Below are 18,122 nucleotides of genomic sequence, written 5' to 3'. Positions count from 1 at the left end.
AAGCCTCTGAATTGAAGGGTCAGTTCAGTGCTTTGTCCGTAATCGCGTGCGTCCAAGCGCCTTCAGGCTTTTTGGTGATAACCGGATCGGAACCACCCGACATCAGGCTCTCGACTGTCCGCTCGTAGTCCGCCGGATCCAGCGCACCATTCGAACCGGCGGTAAGCTTGGCGATTTCACCCATCATGCGGATCTGGTGTTCTTCGGTCTGTGCACCGGTCGCGTCGTTGTCGAGCACGATCATTGCCGCATCCTCAGGGTTTTCCTCGGCCCATTTCCAACCTTTCATGGACGCCCGAACGAAGCGCACCATCTTGTCTTCAAACGCCGGGTCCGCGAGGTTTTCTTCAAGCACATACATGCCGTCTTCCAACGTCGCCACGCCCTGATCTTCATACTTGAACACCACCAGATCGTCCGGGCTCAAGCCAGCGTCAATGATCTGCCAGTACTCGTTGTAAGTCATGGTCGACACACAAGCGGCTTGTCCCTGAAGGATCGGGTCCACGTTGAAACCCTGCTTCAGAACGGTCACGCCACCATCACCACCATTGGTTGACAGCCCCAGCTTGCTCATCCAGCTCAGGAACGGATATTCGTTACCGAAGAACCAAACACCAAGTGTCTTGCCTGCGAAGTCTTCGGGAGAGGACACACCCGCGTCCTTACGGCAAGTCAGCATCATGCCAGAGCTTTTGAAAGGCTGAGCAATGTTTACCAGAGCCAGGCCTTTTTCGCGGCTTGCCAACGCGGACGGCATCCAGTCCAGAACCACATCGGCACCGCCACCTGCAATCACCTGTGCAGGCGCAATATCGGGGCCACCCGGCTTGATGGTCACGTTGAGGCCTTCCGCTTCATAAAAGCCCTGGTCCTGCGCCACGTAGTAGCCCGCGAATTGGGCTTGCGTGACCCATTTCAGTTGCAGCGTCACGTCATCTGCGGCCTGTGCCACACCCGCTGCCATCATGGCCGCACTGGCGAGGGCCGTTTTCAAAAATGTTTTCATCTTCAGTCTCCTAGCTGGTCATTTCATTGTTTTCTTGGTTATTGCTGCACCGTCTCCGCGGCACCTGTGACAAAGCTGAACCCCTTCGGGTAGCTATGAAATCCGTCAAAATCACCTTTACCAACATCCGCACCCTGCGCGCGCAGGATCGCGTATCCCTGTCCCATGTGAAAAAAGAAATTCGGGGCCGCATAAAGTGTCAGAAAATCGAAAGCACTCTGAGTCAGCTCCGCTTCGCCCGCCACATGGGTCACTGAACGTTTCACCGCTCCATCAAACTCCACTGCCGTCATTGCGTCCAGTGTCTCCCCGACCAACGCGCCCCTGGCCTTCAACCCATCCGCGTCAGCCACATCCGGCATCTTTGGCACATCGCGCCCCAAAACAGGCAACAAAGCGCGAAGCACATACCCTTGCGCGATCGCAAAGTGGGTCAGCGCGTCAAAACCGTCTGGTGAAAGCCGCGACTCCAACTGGTCTGTATTTGCCCGCTCTGACAGGCCGGCAATTCGACCGAGATAGTGCCGGAATACCGGTACATAGGCAAAGAGTACGGCATCCGTCATCGCGACTTCCTTTGACTTGGGTGCCAGAAGGTAACAGCCTTCTCCAGCAAGGCGACGCCACCATAAAACAACGAGCCAGCAAGCGCGGCCACGACGATTTCGGCCCACACCATGTCCAGCGCTAGGCGTCCGACTTCGGTCGAAATACGGAAACCCATGCCTTTGATCGGGCTGCCAAAAAACTCCGCCACAATCGCACCGATCAACGCAAGGGTGGTCGAAATTTTCAAACCGTTGAAGACAAACGGCATCGCCGCAGGCAGGCGCAGCTTCATAAGTGTCTGCGGATAGCTTGCCGCGTAGGTGCGCATCAAATCGCGCTGCATGTGGTCCGTGGCCTGCAGGCCCTCGACTGTATTCACAAGCATCGGAAAGAACACCATGATCACGACCACTGCCGCTTTGGACTGCCAGTCAAACCCGAACCACATCACCATGATTGGTGCCATGCCAATGATCGGCAACGCGGCAACAAAATTGCCCACGGGCAGCAACCCGCGTTGCAGGAAAGGAAAACGGTCGATGGCAATCGCTGTCAGGAAAGCCGCGCCGCACCCGATCACGTAACCTGACAAGGCGCCTTTGATGGCGGTCTGCACAAAGTCCGCCCAAAGTGTCGGAATGGAGGTCGCAAAGGTCACGGCAATCACCGAAGGCGCAGGCAACAGCACCGGATTGATATCGAAGCCGCGCACCACGCATTCCCAGATCACGATGATGCTGACGCCAAAAATTGTCGGAACCAACAGCCCCGTGGCACGTGTCCGCGGTTTCGCTGCAAGCCAAACATTGGCACGCCAGGCAACCAGCCAGAAAACAAATCCTGCCAACAACCAGCCCATCACGCCATCCCCATCCGCTTGAGAACCACTTTTTGTATCAACCCGATGATCCCCACCAGCGCCGCAGCCAACACGGCCGCCGTGATCAACGCGCTCCAGATCTGAATGGTCTGCCCGTAGTAGCTTCCGCCCAACAAGCGCGCGCCAAGCCCTGCCACGGCACCGGTTGGCAGTTCACCAACAATTGCCCCCACCAAAGAGGCTGCCATCGCCACCTTCAACGACGGAAACAGGAACGGCATCGAGGACGGCAAACGCAGCTTCCAGAACTCCTGCCCTTTGGTGGCATTCCAGGTTTTCATCTGATCCACCTGCATGTGATCGGGGCTGCGCAGGCCTTTGACCATGCCAACAACCACTGGGAAGAAACTCAGATACATCGAGATCACCGCCTTGGGCAGCAGGCCCGAAATGCCAACCGCGTTCAGCACAACAATGATCATCGGCGCAATCGCGAGGATCGGAATTGTCTGGGACGCAATCACCCAGGGCATCACGCTCATGTCCATCGTGCGATTATACACGATACCGACCGAAAGCAGGATGCCAAACCCCGTGCCCAGCGCGAACCCCAACAACGTGGCGCTCAGCGTGATCCAGCTGTGATAGATCAGGCTGCGCTTGGAAAACGCGCGGCCCTTGGCAACCATTGCGCCCGTTGTTTTCCAAATCTCCTGCCCCACCTGATGCGGCGGCGGCAGCTTGGGTTTCTTCTGACTCATCGTGTCTGCAAAGAGGTCTTTGGTGGTCAACTCCACACCCGCGCGCTCGGCCTTGTCATAAGCCCAAGGCGCGTTCAGCACGACAGACCCCGCATACCAAAGCGCAAAGATCGCCGCGACGACTGTGAGGATGGGAAAGAGGTTTCTCATGCCCGCCACTCCATCCGCACTTCGCGTACGGTGTTGGGCGGCTCCGCCTCATGGCGGCCCACTTCGGAAAAGCCTTCACGTTTATAAAACCGTTGCGCGGCTTCATTGGGCTCATGCGTCGTCAGCCAGACAAAGTCACGACCTTCCTTGGCCTTGTCCATCAGGGCTTTGCCCAATCCCAGTCCCGTCCGGCGACAGTAGAGCCCACCGACACGGGACACCTTGGGATCAAATGACAAATAGCCTTCAACGGGCTCCCCAACGACCCAAATGTCGCGAGCAGGCATTGCCTCAGTGATGAAGCCCGCAATCTCTTTTGGCCCGTAGGGTGATACCATCCACTCGGTTTCCGCCTCCCAATCGCAGACAATCTTCGCCAACATTGGAATGTCTGCCTCAGTGGCTTCTCTGATCGTCAAATCAGTCATCCGCATGCCCCGCCCGCAAGCCGTCACGCACGCGATGGGCAATTTCGATAAACTCGGCGCTGTCACGAATGTCCAACGGACGCTCTTTGGGCAGCGTGCTTTCAATCACATCGGTGATCCGGCCGGGACGCGGGCTCATCACCACGATCTTCGTCGACAAGTAAACCGCTTCGGGGATCGAGTGCGTTACGAAACCGATCGTCTTGTTGGTCCGCGCCCACAAATCCAGCAATTGCTCATTCAGGTGATCGCGCACGATCTCATCAAGCGCCCCGAACGGCTCGTCCATCAGCAAAATGTCCGCGTGAAACGCCAGCGCCCGCGCAATCGACGCCCGCTGCTGCATCCCGCCAGACAGTTGCCAGGGGTATTTCTTCTCAAACCCCTCCAGATGCACGAGCTCCAGCACTTCCTGCACGGATTTGTCCTGTTCCGCCTTGTCCACGCCCATTATTTCGAGCGGCAGACGGATATTTCCACCAATCGTGCGCCACGGATAAAGGCCCGCATGCTGGAACACATAGCCATAGGCCCGCGCCTCGCGCGCCTCTTTCGGGCTAACGCCATTGACGGTGATCCCCCCCGCCGTCGGCTGCTCCAAATCGGCCATACAACGCAGGAACGTGGTTTTGCCGCATCCCGAGGGCCCGATAAAGGAGACGAAGTCCCCCTTGTTGATTTCAAGGTTCACATCCTTGAGCGCATGCACAGGCCCGTCGTTTGTTTGGAACGTCAGGCTCAGGTTCTTGGCGCTGATCACGCTTGACACACCGCTCTCCACTTCTCTGATAGTCTTGTAGTCATTGCCCACGGCCCCAAGGAGCTCTCATGTCGACATCTATGCCCACCACTTGCCAAAAACTGCGCCTTGGAGAGACTTACCAAGGCAAGCAGGGGTTTAGCTATTTTCAGGGCATCGCTCGCGAAACCACCGGATCGCAAGGTATCTGCATGCACATCCTGCGCATCCCGCCCGGTGGCCGTGCCAAAGCCCATCTGCACGAAAGCCATGAAACAGCGATTTATGTGCTTGAAGGCGAGGCGATAATGTACTGGGGCGAACAGCTGGAACACCGGATGGAAACCAACGCCGGCGATCTGGTCTACATCCCCGCCGGGGTGCCCCACCTGCCGATCAACACAGGGTCGGTTGAGGCCGTTGCAGTCATCGCGCGCACCGACCCGCACGAACAGGAAAGCGTGCGCCTCCTGCCCGAGCTTGAGGATCTGGTGCCGCAATAACCGCATCAACTTACACGCCCGTCGCCGGAATACCGGACCGCTGCACAGGCTGCGGCGCGGTCAGCTCTTTCCACGTCGACAGCGCTTTATTGACCGTGGTGTTGGCCTCACGCGCCACAAACTGGCCGTGGCCTTCCTGCGTGCGGATCTCGCCGTCATGCACCGCCACCTGACCGCGTGTCAGGGTAAAGCGCGGCAGGCCTTTGACCTCATGGCCTTCAAACACATTGTAATCAATTGCCGACTGCTGGCTGCTCGCCGAAATGGTCTTGGACTTCTCCGGATCCCAAACCACAAGGTCCGCATCCGCGCCCACCAGCACAGCACCCTTCTTGGGGTAGCAGTTCAGGATTTTCGCGATGTTGGTCGAGGTCACGGCGACAAATTCATTCGGCGTCAAACGTCCTGTAGCAACACCCTGCGTCCAAAGCATCGGCATCCGGTCTTCAAGACCACCTGTCCCATTCGGAATCTGGCTGAAGTCTTTCAGACCAAATCGTTTCTGCTCGGTCGTGAAGGCACAATGATCCGTTGCCACAACGCTCAATGACCCCGACTGCAGACCCGCCCACAGGCTGTCCTGATGTTTCTTGTTGCGGAACGGCGGGCTCATCACACGCCGCGCGGCGTGGTCCCAATCGGCGTTGAAGTACTCGCTCTCGTCCAGCGTCAGGTGCTGGATCAGCGGCTCGCCCCACACGCGCTTGCCCTGCATACGGGCACGGCGGATGGCCTCATGCGCCTCTTCGCAGGACGTGTGCACCACATAGAGCGGCACGCCCGCCATATCGGCAATCATGATCGCGCGGTTGGTGGCCTCACCTTCCACCTGCGACGGCCGCGAATAAGCATGCGCCTCTGGCCCTGTGTTGCCCTCGGCCAGCAACTTCGCGGTCATTTCCGCAACCACATCACCGTTCTCGGCGTGCACCATGGCAATCCCGCCCAGCTCGCTCAAACGGTTGAACGAGGCAAAGAGCTCATCGTCATTCACCATCAACGCGCCTTTGTAGGCGAGGAAGTGTTTGAACGTGTTGATGCCGCGCTGCTCGATCACGGTTTTCATGTCGTTGAAAACCTGCTCGCCCCACCATGTCACCGCCATGTGGAAGGAGTAGTCACAGTTCGCGCGGGTCGATTTGTTGTCCCAGCGCTTGATCGCGTCCATCAGGCTTTCGCCTTGGTTGGGCAGACAGAAATCCACGACCATCGTGGTACCGCCCGCAAGCCCAGCCCGCGTGCCGCTCTCAAAATCATCGCTGGAATAGGTGCCCATGAACGGCATTTCCAAATGCACGTGCGGATCAATCCCGCCCGGCATCACATAACAACCGGTCGCGTCCAGCTCCTCATCGCCTTTCAGGCCCTTGCCAATCTCGATGATCACACCGTTCTCAACCAGCACATCCGCCTCATAGGTCAGATCCGCGGTGACGACGGTGCCGTTCTTGATAACCTTGGTGGTCATGGTTTTTCTCCCTATCCTTCGGTGCCCGTGCACCTCCCCGTCCAGCTTCTTTTGGCTGAAAATACTCCGAGGGTCCGTGGGCGGCGCCCCGGGGTTTCAATTATTCAACAATCTCCGCCGTCTCCAACACCGCGTGCATCAGAACGTCTGTCCCCGCCGCAGCCCAATCCTTGGAAATCTCTTCCGCCTCATTGTGGCTCAAGCCATCCACACAGGGACACATCACCATTGCCGTCGGCGCCACCTGATTGATCCAGCAGGCGTCATGGCCTGCGCCGGAAATGATGTTGGTGTGGCTATACCCCAACCGCTCCGCCGCATTGCGCACCGCGGTCACACAGCCTTCGTCAAACTTCACGGGGTCAAAGCCGCCCACCTTCTCAAAGGTGATAGACAGCCCCATCTGGTCCGCGATCTTCTGACCTTCCATGCGCAGGCGCGCTTCCATGTCTTCGATCACCGACAACTCCGGCGAGCGGAAGTCCACGGTAAACACCACTTTGCCGGGGATCACGTTACGCGAGTTCGGATAGACATCGATATGCCCCGCCGCGCCCACCGCATCCGGCGCATGGCTCCAGGCGATATCATCAACTTTTTCAAGCACGCGGGCCATCCCCAGCCCCGCGTTCTTACGCATTTTCATCGGCGTAGATCCGGTATGCGCGTCCTTGCCCTCAATCGTGACCTGCGTCCAGCTCAGACCCTGCCCGTGGGTGACCACGCCAATGTCCTTGCCTTCCGCTTCCAGAATTGGCCCCTGTTCGATGTGCAGCTCAAACATCGCGTGCATTTTGCGCGCACCGACTTCTTCCTCGCCGCGCCAACCAATGCGGGCCAGCTCATCGCCGAACTTCAGCCCGTCGGCATCTTCACGATCATAGGCCCATTCCTGCGTATGAATGCCGGCAAACACACCGGAAGACAGCATCGCCGGCGCATAGCGCGTGCCTTCCTCGTTGGTCCAGTTGGTCACAACAATCGGGTGTTTGGTCTTGATGCCAAGGTCTTTCATCGTGCGCAGCACTTCCAGACCGCCAAGCACGCCCAGCACCCCGTCATACTTGCCGCCCGTAGGCTGCGTATCAAGGTGACTGCCCACATAGACCGGCAATGCATCAGGATCGGTGCCTGGATATTCGGCAAACATATTGCCCATCTGATCCAGCCCCATGGTGCAGCCCACGGCCTCACACCAAGACTGGAACAGCGCACGACCTTCGCCGTCCTCATCCGTCACGGTCTGGCGGTTGTTGCCACCCGCCACGCCGGGGCCGATCTTGGCCATCTCCATCAGGCTGTCCCACAGCCGGTCCGCGTTCACCTTCAGGTTTTCACCGGGTGCACCCATGTTTTCACTCCCTATGTCTGGCCCGGGCTTGCGCCCTGATGGGCTGCCCTTGCTGGGGGGCTCTTGATCTCACGGCCATCCTGACCGTATGGTCAAGTTCAGACGACCACAGCCTGACCAACCGGTCAAGATTTTTTCACAAAGCGAATTTGATGCCTGATCAACAATCTTCGCCCGCAAAAGCCAGCAGCAAGAAAATGCGCCGCCAGGAGGCAGAGGCGCTTATTTTGTCAGCAGCAGAAAAAGTCTTTGCCGAAGCGGGGTTTGGCGGAGCAACAATGCAGCTGATTGCCGACGTTGCCGGGCTGCCCAAAGCGAACCTGCACTATTATTTCCCGACCAAGGAACAGCTCTACCGTCAGGTGGTGCAAAACATCTTTCAAATCTGGCTTCAGGCCGCTGACATCTTCGATCAGGCCGACGGACCAGCGGAAGGCATCGGGGCCTACATAGACGCGAAAATGGAAATCTCCCGCCGTCATCCGGAGGGCTCAAAAGTCTGGGCCGCAGAGGTCATGCACGGGGCGCCGGTCATACAGGACTATCTGGAAACCACCCTAACGGACTGGACCAACGGCAGAATCGCCGTCATCGAGCGCTGGATCACCGAAGGTCGCATGGATCCCATCGACCCACGCCACCTGCTCTACATGCTCTGGGCAACGACACAGCACTATGCAGACTTCGGCCACCAGATCGAAACCCTCAATAACGACACTCCCCTGAGCGACGCCCAGTGGGATGCCGCCAAGGCAAGTGTGAAACGCATTATTCTCAATGGCATAGGGGCGAATGACGATATCTGATCCGAATTCCCCCTGCGTCCGGCTAGACAGACTGCACACGCATCCACTAGCCTGCCCAAGACCGCCCAAAGAAGGTGAAATATGACCGAGGCCTCCGCACGCAAACCGAGCCGCATCCAGCAGCGCAACCGCAAAATTATCATGGACGCCGCTCTGGAAGTGTTCTCGCGCTACGGCTACCGCGGCGCGACGCTGGACCAGATCGCCGAACAGGCCGGCCTCTCCAAACCGAACATCCTTTATTATTTCGACGGTAAGGAAGACATCCATGTCCAACTCCTCAACCAGTTGATGGAGAGCTGGCTTGATCCGCTGGAACACATGGATCCCGACGGTGAACCACTCACGGAAATACTTGCCTATGTGCGGCGCAAACTGGAAATGACCCGAGAGTTTCCGCGTGAAAGCCGTCTGTTTGCCAACGAAATCCTGCAAGGCGCTCCGCGGATGGGCCCTCATCTGGAGAGCGGTCTGAAACCGCTCTTCGAGCGCAAGACAACCGTTATCCGGGACTGGATGACTCAGGGAAAGCTAGCCAAAGTCGATCCGCGACATCTCGTTTTCTCGATCTGGGCCACAACCCAACACTACGCCGATTTTGACGCGCAGGTGCAGGTTTTGATACCCGCGGGAGAAGACGTTGTAGACGGCGCAGAGACCTATTTGGAAACGCTGTTCACCAAGCTTCTGACCCCCTAGCGCTGCAAACGCTCCACGACCATTTCTGCCTCATTCTTGCCACAATTGCGTCAAGCTTTGTGCACTTTGTCGCCGTACCCAATTTGAAAATACATAAAACAAAACACATTCAGGGCAGGCATAATGGGAAGCGAACCACTTCTTTTTCAAATCGGATTCAACAAATGTGCGACAAGCGCACTGTTTTTCCTCTTTCTTAAGTCAGGCTACAATGCGCTCCACAGCGGCGGGAAATTCTACAAGCGCAAGAACGGCGGATTGCTGAAAAACATCAACCCGCAACGCATGATAAACGACAACATCACGGCAGGTCGTGCGCCTCTCGAAGGCCTGGAGCGGTTCCACGCATTCTTTGACATGGAGTTCAAAAAACGCGGTTTGAACATTGAAAACTTCCTGCACTACAAAGTGTTTGCCGAACACTACCCTCACGCAAAGTTCCTTCTCAATATCCGGGACAAGGACAAATGGCTACGCAGCCGTATCCGCCATTCTGACGGGTTCTACCTTCAAAGCGAGATGGACCGGCTCGGCCTGACAGAGAAACAGACCACCGAAAAATGGGCCGCGTTCTTCGACAGACACATCGCAAACGTACAGTCTTACTTTGAGAATGACCCTGACCGACTGATCGTGTTCAACACAGATCACGACGACATCGGCAAAGTGATCTCCGCGGTCAGTCCGGACTTCACACTGCGTCGTAAACGCTGGGGCAGGGTTCGGCAGACGGATCAGGTTGTTGAAAAGAAAGGCTGGGATGATGTGGGCGCGTCCACGCCTTTAAAAATCGCAGCCTGACCTCCAAAACCCATAGCGAAACAGAAAACCCCGCTACAGGAAGCATATGTAGCGGGGTTTCTTCAGGAGCGGGAGAGCCCCCTGAGGCAGGAGGGGAACAAGCCACCTGCCAAGTGTTTTGAGCCAAACCTATTCCGCAGCCTTGGCCATCGGATTGTTCGGATGCGTAGTCCAGTTGCCATACTCCGCTGCCACAGGCGTATCGGTGCGTTCGTCCATCTCACCGGCGTCCAGCGTACGCATGGTGATACAACCTTCGACCGGGCAGACATTCACACAGAGATTACAGGCGACGCATTCGTCGTCCTTGACTGTGAAAACGCGATCCTCGGACATTGCGATGGCCTGATGCGAAGTGTCTTCGCACGCGGCATAACACCGCCCACATTTGATACAATCGTCCTGATTGATTTCGGCTTTGGTCACGTGATTGAGGTTCAGGTATTGCCAGTCGGTCACGTTCGGCGTCGCCAGCCCAACGAAGTCGGAGGTGCTTTCATAGCCCTTCTCGTCCATCCACTGGGACAAGCCGGAAATCATTTCCTGAACAATCTTGAAACCATAGGTCATCGCCGCGGTGCAAACCTGCACGTTCCCGGCGCCAAGCGCCATGAACTCTGCTGCATCGCGCCAGGTTGTGATGCCGCCAATGCCCGAGATCGGCAGGCGCGCGGTTTCGGGATTGCGCGCGATTTCTGCCACCATGTTCATCGCAATCGGCTTGACTGCCGGACCGCAATACCCGCCATGGGTGCCTTTGCCATCAATCATCGGCTCGGGGCTCATTGCATCCAGATTCACAGAGGTGATCGAGTTGATTGTGTTGATCAACGAAACCGCGTCGGCCCCACCGCGCAAAGCAGCTTCGGCAGGATAGAGAATGTTGGTGATGTTCGGCGTCAGCTTCACGATAACCGGAAGGTCTGTCGCTTCCTTGCACCAGCGAGCAACCATTTCAATGTAGTCCGGAACCTGACCAACAGCAGAGCCCATGCCGCGCTCCGCCATGCCGTGCGGACACCCAAAGTTCAGTTCGAACCCGTCACAACCGGTTTCCGCGATCATCGGTAGGATGCGTTTCCACTCTGCTTCCTCGCAAGGCACCATCACCGAGGCAATCAGCGCATGATCCGGGTAATCCCGCTTCACACGTGTCATTTCCTCAAGGTTTACCTCAAGCGGACGATCCGTGATCAACTCGATGTTGTTCAAGCCGAGCAACCGGCGGTCCGCGCCATGAATGGCACCGTAACGGGGACCATTCACGTTGACCACGGGCGGCCCTTCGCTGCCCAACGTTTTCCAGACAACACCGCCCCAGCCTGCTTCAAAGGCCCGGCGCACGTTGTATTCCTTGTCCGTGGGCGGCGCAGACGCCAGCCAGAACGGATTGGGGGATTTGATCCCGACAAATTCACTTTCGAGATTGGCCATTTGCTTATCTCCTCTTACGCCGACAACGCGGCGTTGATGTCTTCGGCGGCGTCGCGCCCTTCGGCTACGGCTGTCACGGTCAGATCGTCCCCGCCTGTCGCACAGTCACCACCTGCCCAGATGCCATCAACCGAGGTACGGCCAGTGCCATCCACCTTGATCTTACCACGCTCCAGCTCCGGCAGGCCTTCGCCCGCAAGTGTCTGGCCGATCGCCTTGAACACCTGATCCGCCGGAAGACGCACTGTCTGGCCAGTCGGGTTCAGATCATCGTCGGTGTATTCGAATTCGATCTCACGCACAGAGCCATTGCCAATCACTGCTTTGGGCGAAGCATTGGTGATAATCCGAACGCCCTTGGATGCGGCCAGATCCTGTTCGAACTCCGAAGCGTTCATGCGGTCTTTGCCTCGGCGATACACCAGCGAAACGTTCAACGCGCCAAGAAGCTTTGCCTGAACAGCCGCATCAACCGCTGTCATACCGCCGCCAATCACGACAACATCGCGTCCGATGGGCAGGGCACCGAGATCCGTGGACTGACGCAGATCAGCGATGAAATCGACCGCATCATCAACGCCATCTTTGTCTTCGCCATCCACCCCAAGCGCATTTACTCCGCCCAGACCGATGCCCAGGAATACCGCGTCGAATTCGGACTGCAACGTGTCCAGCGAAAGGCCGTCACCCAGTTTCCTGCCCGTTTCGATGGAAATACCGCCTATCTTCAGAAGCCAGTCCACTTCGCGCTCGGCAAAGCTGTCGACCGATTTATAAGCCGCGATGCCGAACTCGTTCAGGCCGCCCGCTTTTGCCCGCGCGTCATATACAGTCACGTCGTGACCGTATCCCGCCAGGCGGTGCGCCGCCGACAAACCGGCCGGTCCTGCACCCACAACTGCGACTTTCTTACCGGTGGCCGGTGCCCGTTCGAACGGGTGCTCGCCGGTATCAACAAGCGTGTCCGTCGCAAAACGCTGAAGCCGGCCGATTTCTACCGGCTTGCCTTCTGCCACTTCCCGTACACAGACTTCTTCGCAAAGTGTCTCGGTCGGGCAAACCCGCGCGCACATGCCGCCCAGAATGTTCTGGCTAAAGATCGTTTTGGCCGCCGCTTCGGGCGTTCCTGTGGCGATCTGACGAATGAACAACGGAATATCGATGTCCGTCGGACAGGCCGTCATACAGGGCGCATCATGGCAGAAATAACAACGATCCGCTGCCACCAGCGCCTCGTGTTCGTCAAAGCGGGGATGAAGATCCCCAAAGTTCTCGGCAAGCTCCGCGGGCTTCAAACGTCCCGACTGGATGCCTTCGCTGAACGGTGTGTTGGACATAAAACCTCCCCATACACCTTGTTTGGCTATTGGGGTCAGGCTGACACAGCTCTTTTGACCAATCAATAAAAATTTTTACCGAAGGGTCAAAAGATTGCCCCCGCGGAGAATTCCGGCACATAAGATCAGCCATGCTGTAGAAATAGGCAAAAGGCGCACCAAAGCTGTTCTAAAGGCCTGAGGCTGTTAATTTTGACAGCTAAATCAAAACCTTCTTCTGCCGGACATTGCCTCCACCGTGACAAATCCGTGAAATCTTCGCCTTTTTAGCAGTTTACATGCCCCAAGGTCACATTGTCCCTTGCTTTCTCCACGACCTTTGCTCTGATAAACGCGCGAAGTTTCTAAAATCGACCATCTGCTCCTATCCGGCACAGTCTATCGATCAGAATACCCGCCGGGGCGTCGCATGTTGCGGACAGCCACAATTAAGGAGAACGACGATGGCTACTGGCACCGTCAAATGGTTCAACACCACCAAAGGCTACGGCTTTATTGCGCCTGACGAAGGTGGAAAAGATGTTTTTGTACACATTTCAGCGGTCGAGCGTTCCGGTCTGACTGGCCTCGCCGACAACCAGAAAGTCAGCTACGAGCTGCAAGAAGGTCGTGACGGCCGCATGAACGCAAGCGATCTTTCGCTGCTCTGATCGCGTCAGAAAACGCGTATTGAAGGCGGCCCACGGGTCGCCTTTTGCTATGGGGCATCCCAATCGACATCTACGGCTTCCTCAACGGAGAGGCGCCCTTCCGGCCACGGAACCATAAGGGGCGCAACATCATCCGCGCTTCCCTCAAGCCACAATGGCACGTCTTCGCGACGTAGCAGAACGCCCATTCTATGGTGAATCGGCTCCACATCCGCATTGGGCGCACAAGTCACCGTTGCCACTTGCGCAATTTCCCGACCACCGGGCGCAGTCCAGACGTCGGTTATTGCCGCAAATATCAATGGTTCGGAACCAAATATCCGCCACGCCGTCTTGCGCCGTTTCTCCCCGGTCCATTCATACCATCCATCCACAATGACCGCTGCCCGCCCCACGCCGTCGAAGGCGGACTTGTCAAAAACCGTTTCTGATCGTGCGTTGACGATGGTTTCCATCACCGGACGGCCACGCGCGTTTTTGCGCCCGACCGGAATGATACCCCAGCGCATTCTGGAAAATCCAGTACCGTTGAAACAGACGATCTCCTGAGCCGGCGCAATGTTTCTGCGCGGCGGCTCGTCCGCGACACCACCAGCGTCCGCGCCCATCCACGCGGCCACATCAGACATCGGAGTCGTAAGAAAAAAACGTCCCGGCATCAGCCAAATCTACCGCCGTTTCCCGTTTGTGCCTAGTCGCGCCTACTGCGCGCTTGCGACCAGCGCCGCCACATAGGGTCCAAGCAGAGCCACGATCCGCGCCACACCTTCTTTGTTTGGATGTATGCCGTCGGGTTGCATCACCGTGCCAAGATCCTCCGGTGCAACATCCCGCAACCCCTCAAAAAAGTCTGGAGCAAGCATCACTCCGTACTCTTCCGAGAGCGTCCCGTACATGCTGTCGAACGCAGCCTTGTACTCCGCCCCGTAATTCATCGGAGCCGTCATGCCGACCAGTAACACCGCCACATCCGCCGCTTGGGCCGCATCCAGAATTCCGGCGAGGTTGTCCATACTTACGCCTGGATCGATACCCCGCAAAACATCGTTGCCGCCAAGCGCTACAATCATTGCATCCACATCCGGCCCAAGCGTCCAGCCAACCCGCGCCAGCCCGCCCTGGGTGGTGTCACCCGACACGCCCGCATTCTGCACAACGACATCCACGCCCTCACCGCTGAGCCAGGCCGATAGTTGCGGCACAAAACCGTCTCCCTGCGGCAAGCCGTACCCATGTGTCAGGCTATCTCCTAGCGCGGCAACAACCACTGGCTCGGCCACAACCGATCCGGCACCAAATCCGGCAAAAACGCTGAATGCCAAAGCCTTGCCCCAACCGGTAGCAAGCCCATATAGAGATGAACGATTTTCCAACAGGCGACCCTCGCAATGACATCCGTTCTTTCCCTCAAAGATGCCACTTTGGCGCTTGATAGCAATGCCGGCCGTGTCGAAATCCTGCACGGGATCACGCTTGACGTTCACAAAGGCGAGACTTTGGCGCTTGTCGGTCCGTCCGGATCGGGCAAATCGAGCCTTCTGATGCTCATGGGCGGCTTGGAGCGCGCAACATCGGGTACGATCATGGCGTTGGATCAGAACCTTTCGCAAATGTCGGAAGATGCCTTGGCAAAGTTCCGGCGCGAAAACATGGGCGTTGTGTTTCAGAACTTTCACCTGATCCCGACGATGACCGCTCTGGAAAACGTGGCAACACCGCTTGAACTTGCGGGTCGCAAGGACGCAATGGACCGCGCGCGCGCAGAACTTGATGCCGTCGGTTTGTCACATCGGGCCGATCACTACCCGAGCCAGATGTCCGGAGGCGAACAACAGCGGGTGGCCCTCGCCCGCGCCTGCGCACCGTCTCCCAAGGTCCTCCTCGCGGATGAACCCACCGGCAACCTCGACCAGACCACCGGCGAAACCATCATGGATCTGCTGTTTGATCTTCATGCCAAACGCGGAACAACGCTCGTTCTTGTGACTCACTCCAACGAGCTGGCAAACCGCTGCGGCCGGATCGTGCGCCTGCGCGATGGTCTGATCGCGCAGCAAGCCGAGGCCGCAGAATGAGCCTTTCTACGGCCGCCCGCCTTGCACGACGCGAAATCCGCGGCGGCTTGCGCGGATTTACCGTGTTTCTGGCGTGCCTCGCTCTCGGCGTCGCCACCATAGCCGCCATCGGCTCTGTCCGCGCGGCCATCGAAACCGGTCTGGCGAATGAGGGTGCAGCCCTGCTTGGTGGCGACGCGGAAATGAGTTTCACTTACCGCCGCGCCACCGACACTGAATTGGCGTGGATGACCGCAAATGCCGACAAGGCTTCCGAAATCATCGACTTCAGGTCCATGGCCGTTGTTCCACGCGCCGACGACGCAGAACGTGCTCTCACACAGGTCAAGGCCGTGGACAGCGCCTACCCTTTGATCGGATCCGTCGCGCTTGAGCCTGACATGCCGCTGACAGATGCTCTTGCGGGAAAGGACGGTCTGCCTGGAGCCGTCATGCAGGGTTTGCTTGTGGATCGCCTCGGTCTGGCCATTGGCGACACCTTCAAACTGGGCGCACAGGAATTCGTGCTGTCCGCGCGCCTAATCCGTGAACCTGACAGTTCGGGCGGCTTCGGCCTCGCCCCGCGAACAATCGTCACCATCGACGGGCTGTCTGAATCGGGCCTGATTGCACCTGGCACACTGTTTGAAAGCCGATACAGATTGGCGCTGCCTGCCGCCACGAACCTCGCCCTGATCTCCTCCGACGCCAACGCAAAATTCGAAAGTACCGGCTTGCGCTGGCGTGACAGCCGCAATGGAGCCCCCGGCCTAAGCCAGTTTGTAGACCGTTTTGGAGCATTTCTTATCCTCGTAGGCCTTGCCGGTCTGGCGGTGGGTGGCGTTGGTGTCTCCACAGCCATTCGCGCCTTCCTTGCCCGCAAGACTGAAACAATTGCGACGCTGCGCAGCCTCGGCGCAACCCGCAACACAATCTTCGCGACCTACTTCCTGCAAATCGGCATGGTCGCACTGGTGGGCATCGGCATTGGCCTGCTGATCGGCGCTCTCGCCCCGATCCTCCTCGCGCCACTCATTCTTGCGGTACTCCCGTTTCCGGCGGTTTTCACCGTCTACCCCTTGCCGCTTCTGGAGGCGGCACTTTATGGCGCGCTCACCGCGGCAATCTTTACACTGTGGCCCCTCGCCCGCCTTGAAGATGTCCGGCCCACGTCCCTGTTTCGAGACGCGATGGAAGCCCGTGCGCCCCTGCCCGCCCCCCGTTACCTGATCGCCGTTGCCACACTCTTTGTCGCTTTGCTGTTTGCTGCCTCACTGTTGTCGGGCTCAACACGTCTTACACTGTGGTTCGCTGCGGGCGTGGTCGCCGCCATGGTATTCCTGAGCCTTGCAGCCTTGGGTCTTCGCGGCCTTGTCCGCAGCCTTGCCCCGCGTCTGCGGACCCAACCGGCACTGGCTTGGGCGCTGGCCGCAATCGGGCGTGCGCGGGAAGCCGCAACGCCCGTTGTCCTGTCCCTTGGCCTCGGTCTGTCGGTCCTTGCCACGGTCGGACAGGTTGACGGCAATCTTCGCAACGCCATCGCACGGGACCTGCCGGACGTGGCGCCGTCCTTCTTCTTTGTCGATATTCAACGCGATCAGATGCCTGACTTCTCCGCCCGCCTCTCGGCCAACAGCGAAGTCTCCAAAGTGGAAAGCGCCCCGATGTTACGCGGTGTAATCACCCGCATTAACGGTCAACCGGCGCGCGATGTTGCAGGCGACCACTGGGTGATCGAGGGCGATCGCGGCGTGACCTACTCTGCCGAAATCCCGGAGAACACCAAACTCACGGCAGGCACGTGGTGGCCCGCAGACTACTCCGGTGAACCACAGATCAGCTTTGCTGACGAAGAAGCCGAAGAAATGGGCGTGTCTCTGGGAGACACAATGACGGTCAACGTTCTGGGACGGGACATCACCGCCACAGTGACCAGCTTTCGTGAAGTCGACTTTTCCACTGCAGGTATGGGCTTCATCATCGCCATGAACCCCTCCGCACTCGCCGGAGCACCGCACAGCTTCATCGCAACCGTCTATTCATCTGCCCAATCCGAAGCCGGAATTCTGCGCGAACTGTCAGCAGCCTTCCCTAACATAACCGCGATCCACATCCGTGAAGCGGTCGGACGCGTTTCCGATTTGGTAGCCCAACTTGCGAACGCCACCACCTATGGCGCGGCCGCGATCCTTCTGACCGGCCTTTTGGTGATCATCGGCGCTGCCGCGGCAGGACAACAGGGACGCACCTATGAAGCGGCGGTTCTGAAAACCCTCGGCGCTACGCGGGCGCAAATCCTGCGCAGCTTCGCCCTTCGCGCCGCCCTGCTCGGAGCGGCGGCAGGTGTTGTTGCGCTTGCGGTTGGCGTCGCTGGCGGCTGGGCAGTGATGACCTTCGTGATGGAAAGCGAATTCGAGGTGATCTGGCCAAACGCGCTTCTGGTGGTCACGACCGGTCTGGCGGCAAACCTGATTGCGGGACTGATCTTTTCGCTCCCGTCACTGGCCACCCGCCCCGCCCGTATTCTCCGGGCGCGGGACTAAAGAAAAGCCGGGCACTGGGC

At 58.2% G+C, this 18,122-nt stretch carries 19 protein-coding genes; 7 read left to right on the top strand and 12 right to left on the bottom strand.

The features are described from left to right. Positions 1–19 precede the first annotated feature (19 nt). From BXY66_RS02345 to BXY66_RS02320, 6 genes are read right to left on the bottom strand one after another with little or no spacing between them, the layout of a single operon-like run. Complete coding sequence (locus tag BXY66_RS02345) at positions 20–1,009, bottom strand: ABC transporter substrate-binding protein (RefSeq protein ID WP_132858571.1); 990 nt, start codon at positions 1,007–1,009, stop codon at positions 20–22. 38 nt (positions 1,010–1,047) lie between these two features. Beyond that, positions 1,048–1,575, bottom strand: coding sequence for a DUF1993 family protein (locus BXY66_RS02340; protein ID WP_132858570.1), 528 nt, complete (start codon positions 1,573–1,575; stop codon positions 1,048–1,050). Continuing rightward, positions 1,572–2,417, bottom strand: coding sequence for an ABC transporter permease (locus BXY66_RS02335; protein WP_132858569.1), 846 nt, complete (start codon positions 2,415–2,417; stop codon positions 1,572–1,574). The genes BXY66_RS02340 and BXY66_RS02335 overlap by 4 nt, the downstream gene beginning before the upstream one ends. Continuing rightward, positions 2,417–3,289: an ABC transporter permease gene (locus BXY66_RS02330; RefSeq protein ID WP_132858568.1), complete on the bottom strand. Its 873-nt coding sequence runs from the start codon at positions 3,287–3,289 to the stop codon at positions 2,417–2,419. Before BXY66_RS02330 ends, BXY66_RS02335 begins: the two co-directional genes overlap by 1 nt. Then, positions 3,286–3,717: a GNAT family N-acetyltransferase gene (locus tag BXY66_RS02325; RefSeq protein ID WP_132858567.1), complete on the bottom strand. Its 432-nt coding sequence runs from the start codon at positions 3,715–3,717 to the stop codon at positions 3,286–3,288. Before BXY66_RS02325 ends, BXY66_RS02330 begins: the two co-directional genes overlap by 4 nt. Further along, on the bottom strand, positions 3,710–4,486 hold the full coding sequence (locus tag BXY66_RS02320) for an ABC transporter ATP-binding protein (protein ID WP_132858566.1): 777 nt from the start codon (positions 4,484–4,486) through the stop codon (positions 3,710–3,712). The genes BXY66_RS02325 and BXY66_RS02320 overlap by 8 nt, the downstream gene beginning before the upstream one ends. Before the next feature lie 59 nt (positions 4,487–4,545). On the opposite strand from BXY66_RS02320, the gene BXY66_RS02315 reads away from it, so the two are divergent. Beyond that, positions 4,546–4,959 carry a cupin domain-containing protein gene (locus tag BXY66_RS02315; RefSeq protein WP_132858565.1) on the top strand — a complete coding sequence of 138 codons (414 nt, stop codon included), beginning with the start codon at positions 4,546–4,548 and terminating at the stop codon, positions 4,957–4,959. Between the two features lie 10 nt (positions 4,960–4,969). Here the strand turns inward: BXY66_RS02315 and hydA are convergent, their stop codons facing one another. Continuing rightward, positions 4,970–6,427: a dihydropyrimidinase gene (hydA, locus tag BXY66_RS02310; RefSeq protein ID WP_132858564.1), complete on the bottom strand. Its 1,458-nt coding sequence runs from the start codon at positions 6,425–6,427 to the stop codon at positions 4,970–4,972. 100 nt (positions 6,428–6,527) lie between these two features. After that, entirely contained in the window at positions 6,528–7,778 is a 1,251-nt protein-coding gene (locus tag BXY66_RS02305; RefSeq protein ID WP_132858563.1) for a Zn-dependent hydrolase, read from the bottom strand. 197 nt (positions 7,779–7,975) lie between these two features. Between BXY66_RS02305 and BXY66_RS02300 the strand changes: the two genes are divergently transcribed. The 3 genes from BXY66_RS02300 to BXY66_RS02290 all read left to right on the top strand — a co-directional run bounded on the left by BXY66_RS02300 (position 7,976) and on the right by BXY66_RS02290 (position 10,084). Further along, positions 7,976–8,584 carry a TetR/AcrR family transcriptional regulator gene (locus tag BXY66_RS02300; RefSeq protein WP_132858562.1) on the top strand — a complete coding sequence of 203 codons (609 nt, stop codon included), beginning with the start codon at positions 7,976–7,978 and terminating at the stop codon, positions 8,582–8,584. An 81-nt stretch (positions 8,585–8,665) separates the two neighbouring features. Further along, positions 8,666–9,283: a TetR family transcriptional regulator C-terminal domain-containing protein gene (locus BXY66_RS02295; protein WP_132858561.1), complete on the top strand. Its 618-nt coding sequence runs from the start codon at positions 8,666–8,668 to the stop codon at positions 9,281–9,283. Positions 9,284–9,406: 123 nt separating this feature from the next. Beyond that, the gene (locus BXY66_RS02290; protein ID WP_132858560.1) at positions 9,407–10,084 is read left to right on the top strand and encodes a sulfotransferase; all 678 of its coding nucleotides are present in this window, start codon (positions 9,407–9,409) and stop codon (positions 10,082–10,084) included. A gap of 129 nt (positions 10,085–10,213) precedes the next feature. Here the strand turns inward: BXY66_RS02290 and preA are convergent, their stop codons facing one another. Both preA and BXY66_RS02280 read right to left on the bottom strand, forming a co-directional pair. Next, complete coding sequence (preA, locus tag BXY66_RS02285) at positions 10,214–11,518, bottom strand: NAD-dependent dihydropyrimidine dehydrogenase subunit PreA (protein ID WP_132858559.1); 1,305 nt, start codon at positions 11,516–11,518, stop codon at positions 10,214–10,216. A gap of 14 nt (positions 11,519–11,532) precedes the next feature. Further along, positions 11,533–12,855 (bottom strand): NAD(P)-dependent oxidoreductase, encoded by a 1,323-nt coding sequence (locus tag BXY66_RS02280; protein ID WP_132858558.1) that lies wholly within the window; start codon positions 12,853–12,855, stop codon positions 11,533–11,535. Positions 12,856–13,298: 443 nt separating this feature from the next. Between BXY66_RS02280 and BXY66_RS02275 the strand changes: the two genes are divergently transcribed. After that, positions 13,299–13,505, top strand: coding sequence for a cold-shock protein (locus BXY66_RS02275; protein ID WP_132858557.1), 207 nt, complete (start codon positions 13,299–13,301; stop codon positions 13,503–13,505). 47 nt (positions 13,506–13,552) lie between these two features. Here BXY66_RS02275 and BXY66_RS02270 read toward each other — a convergent pair whose 3' ends face one another. Both BXY66_RS02270 and BXY66_RS02265 read right to left on the bottom strand, forming a co-directional pair. Further along, entirely contained in the window at positions 13,553–14,164 is a 612-nt protein-coding gene (locus BXY66_RS02270; RefSeq protein WP_132858556.1) for an SOS response-associated peptidase, read from the bottom strand. Between the two features lie 42 nt (positions 14,165–14,206). Next, entirely contained in the window at positions 14,207–14,878 is a 672-nt protein-coding gene (locus tag BXY66_RS02265; RefSeq protein WP_425057052.1) for an arylesterase, read from the bottom strand. A gap of 15 nt (positions 14,879–14,893) precedes the next feature. Here BXY66_RS02265 and BXY66_RS02260 point away from each other — a divergent pair, with 15 nt between their 5' ends. Both BXY66_RS02260 and BXY66_RS02255 read left to right on the top strand, forming a co-directional pair. After that, positions 14,894–15,580, top strand: coding sequence for an ABC transporter ATP-binding protein (locus tag BXY66_RS02260; protein ID WP_132858555.1), 687 nt, complete (start codon positions 14,894–14,896; stop codon positions 15,578–15,580). Continuing rightward, the gene (locus BXY66_RS02255) at positions 15,577–18,102 is read left to right on the top strand and encodes an ABC transporter permease (RefSeq protein ID WP_132858554.1); all 2,526 of its coding nucleotides are present in this window, start codon (positions 15,577–15,579) and stop codon (positions 18,100–18,102) included. Before BXY66_RS02260 ends, BXY66_RS02255 begins: the two co-directional genes overlap by 4 nt. Positions 18,103–18,122: the final 20 nt, after the last annotated feature.

This window comes from Shimia isoporae, from assembly GCF_004346865.1.
Taxonomy (GTDB): Bacteria; Pseudomonadota; Alphaproteobacteria; order Rhodobacterales; family Rhodobacteraceae; genus Shimia; species Shimia isoporae.
The sequence above is the reverse complement of the archived record's forward strand: the minus strand, read 5'-3'. Positions and strand labels throughout refer to the sequence as shown.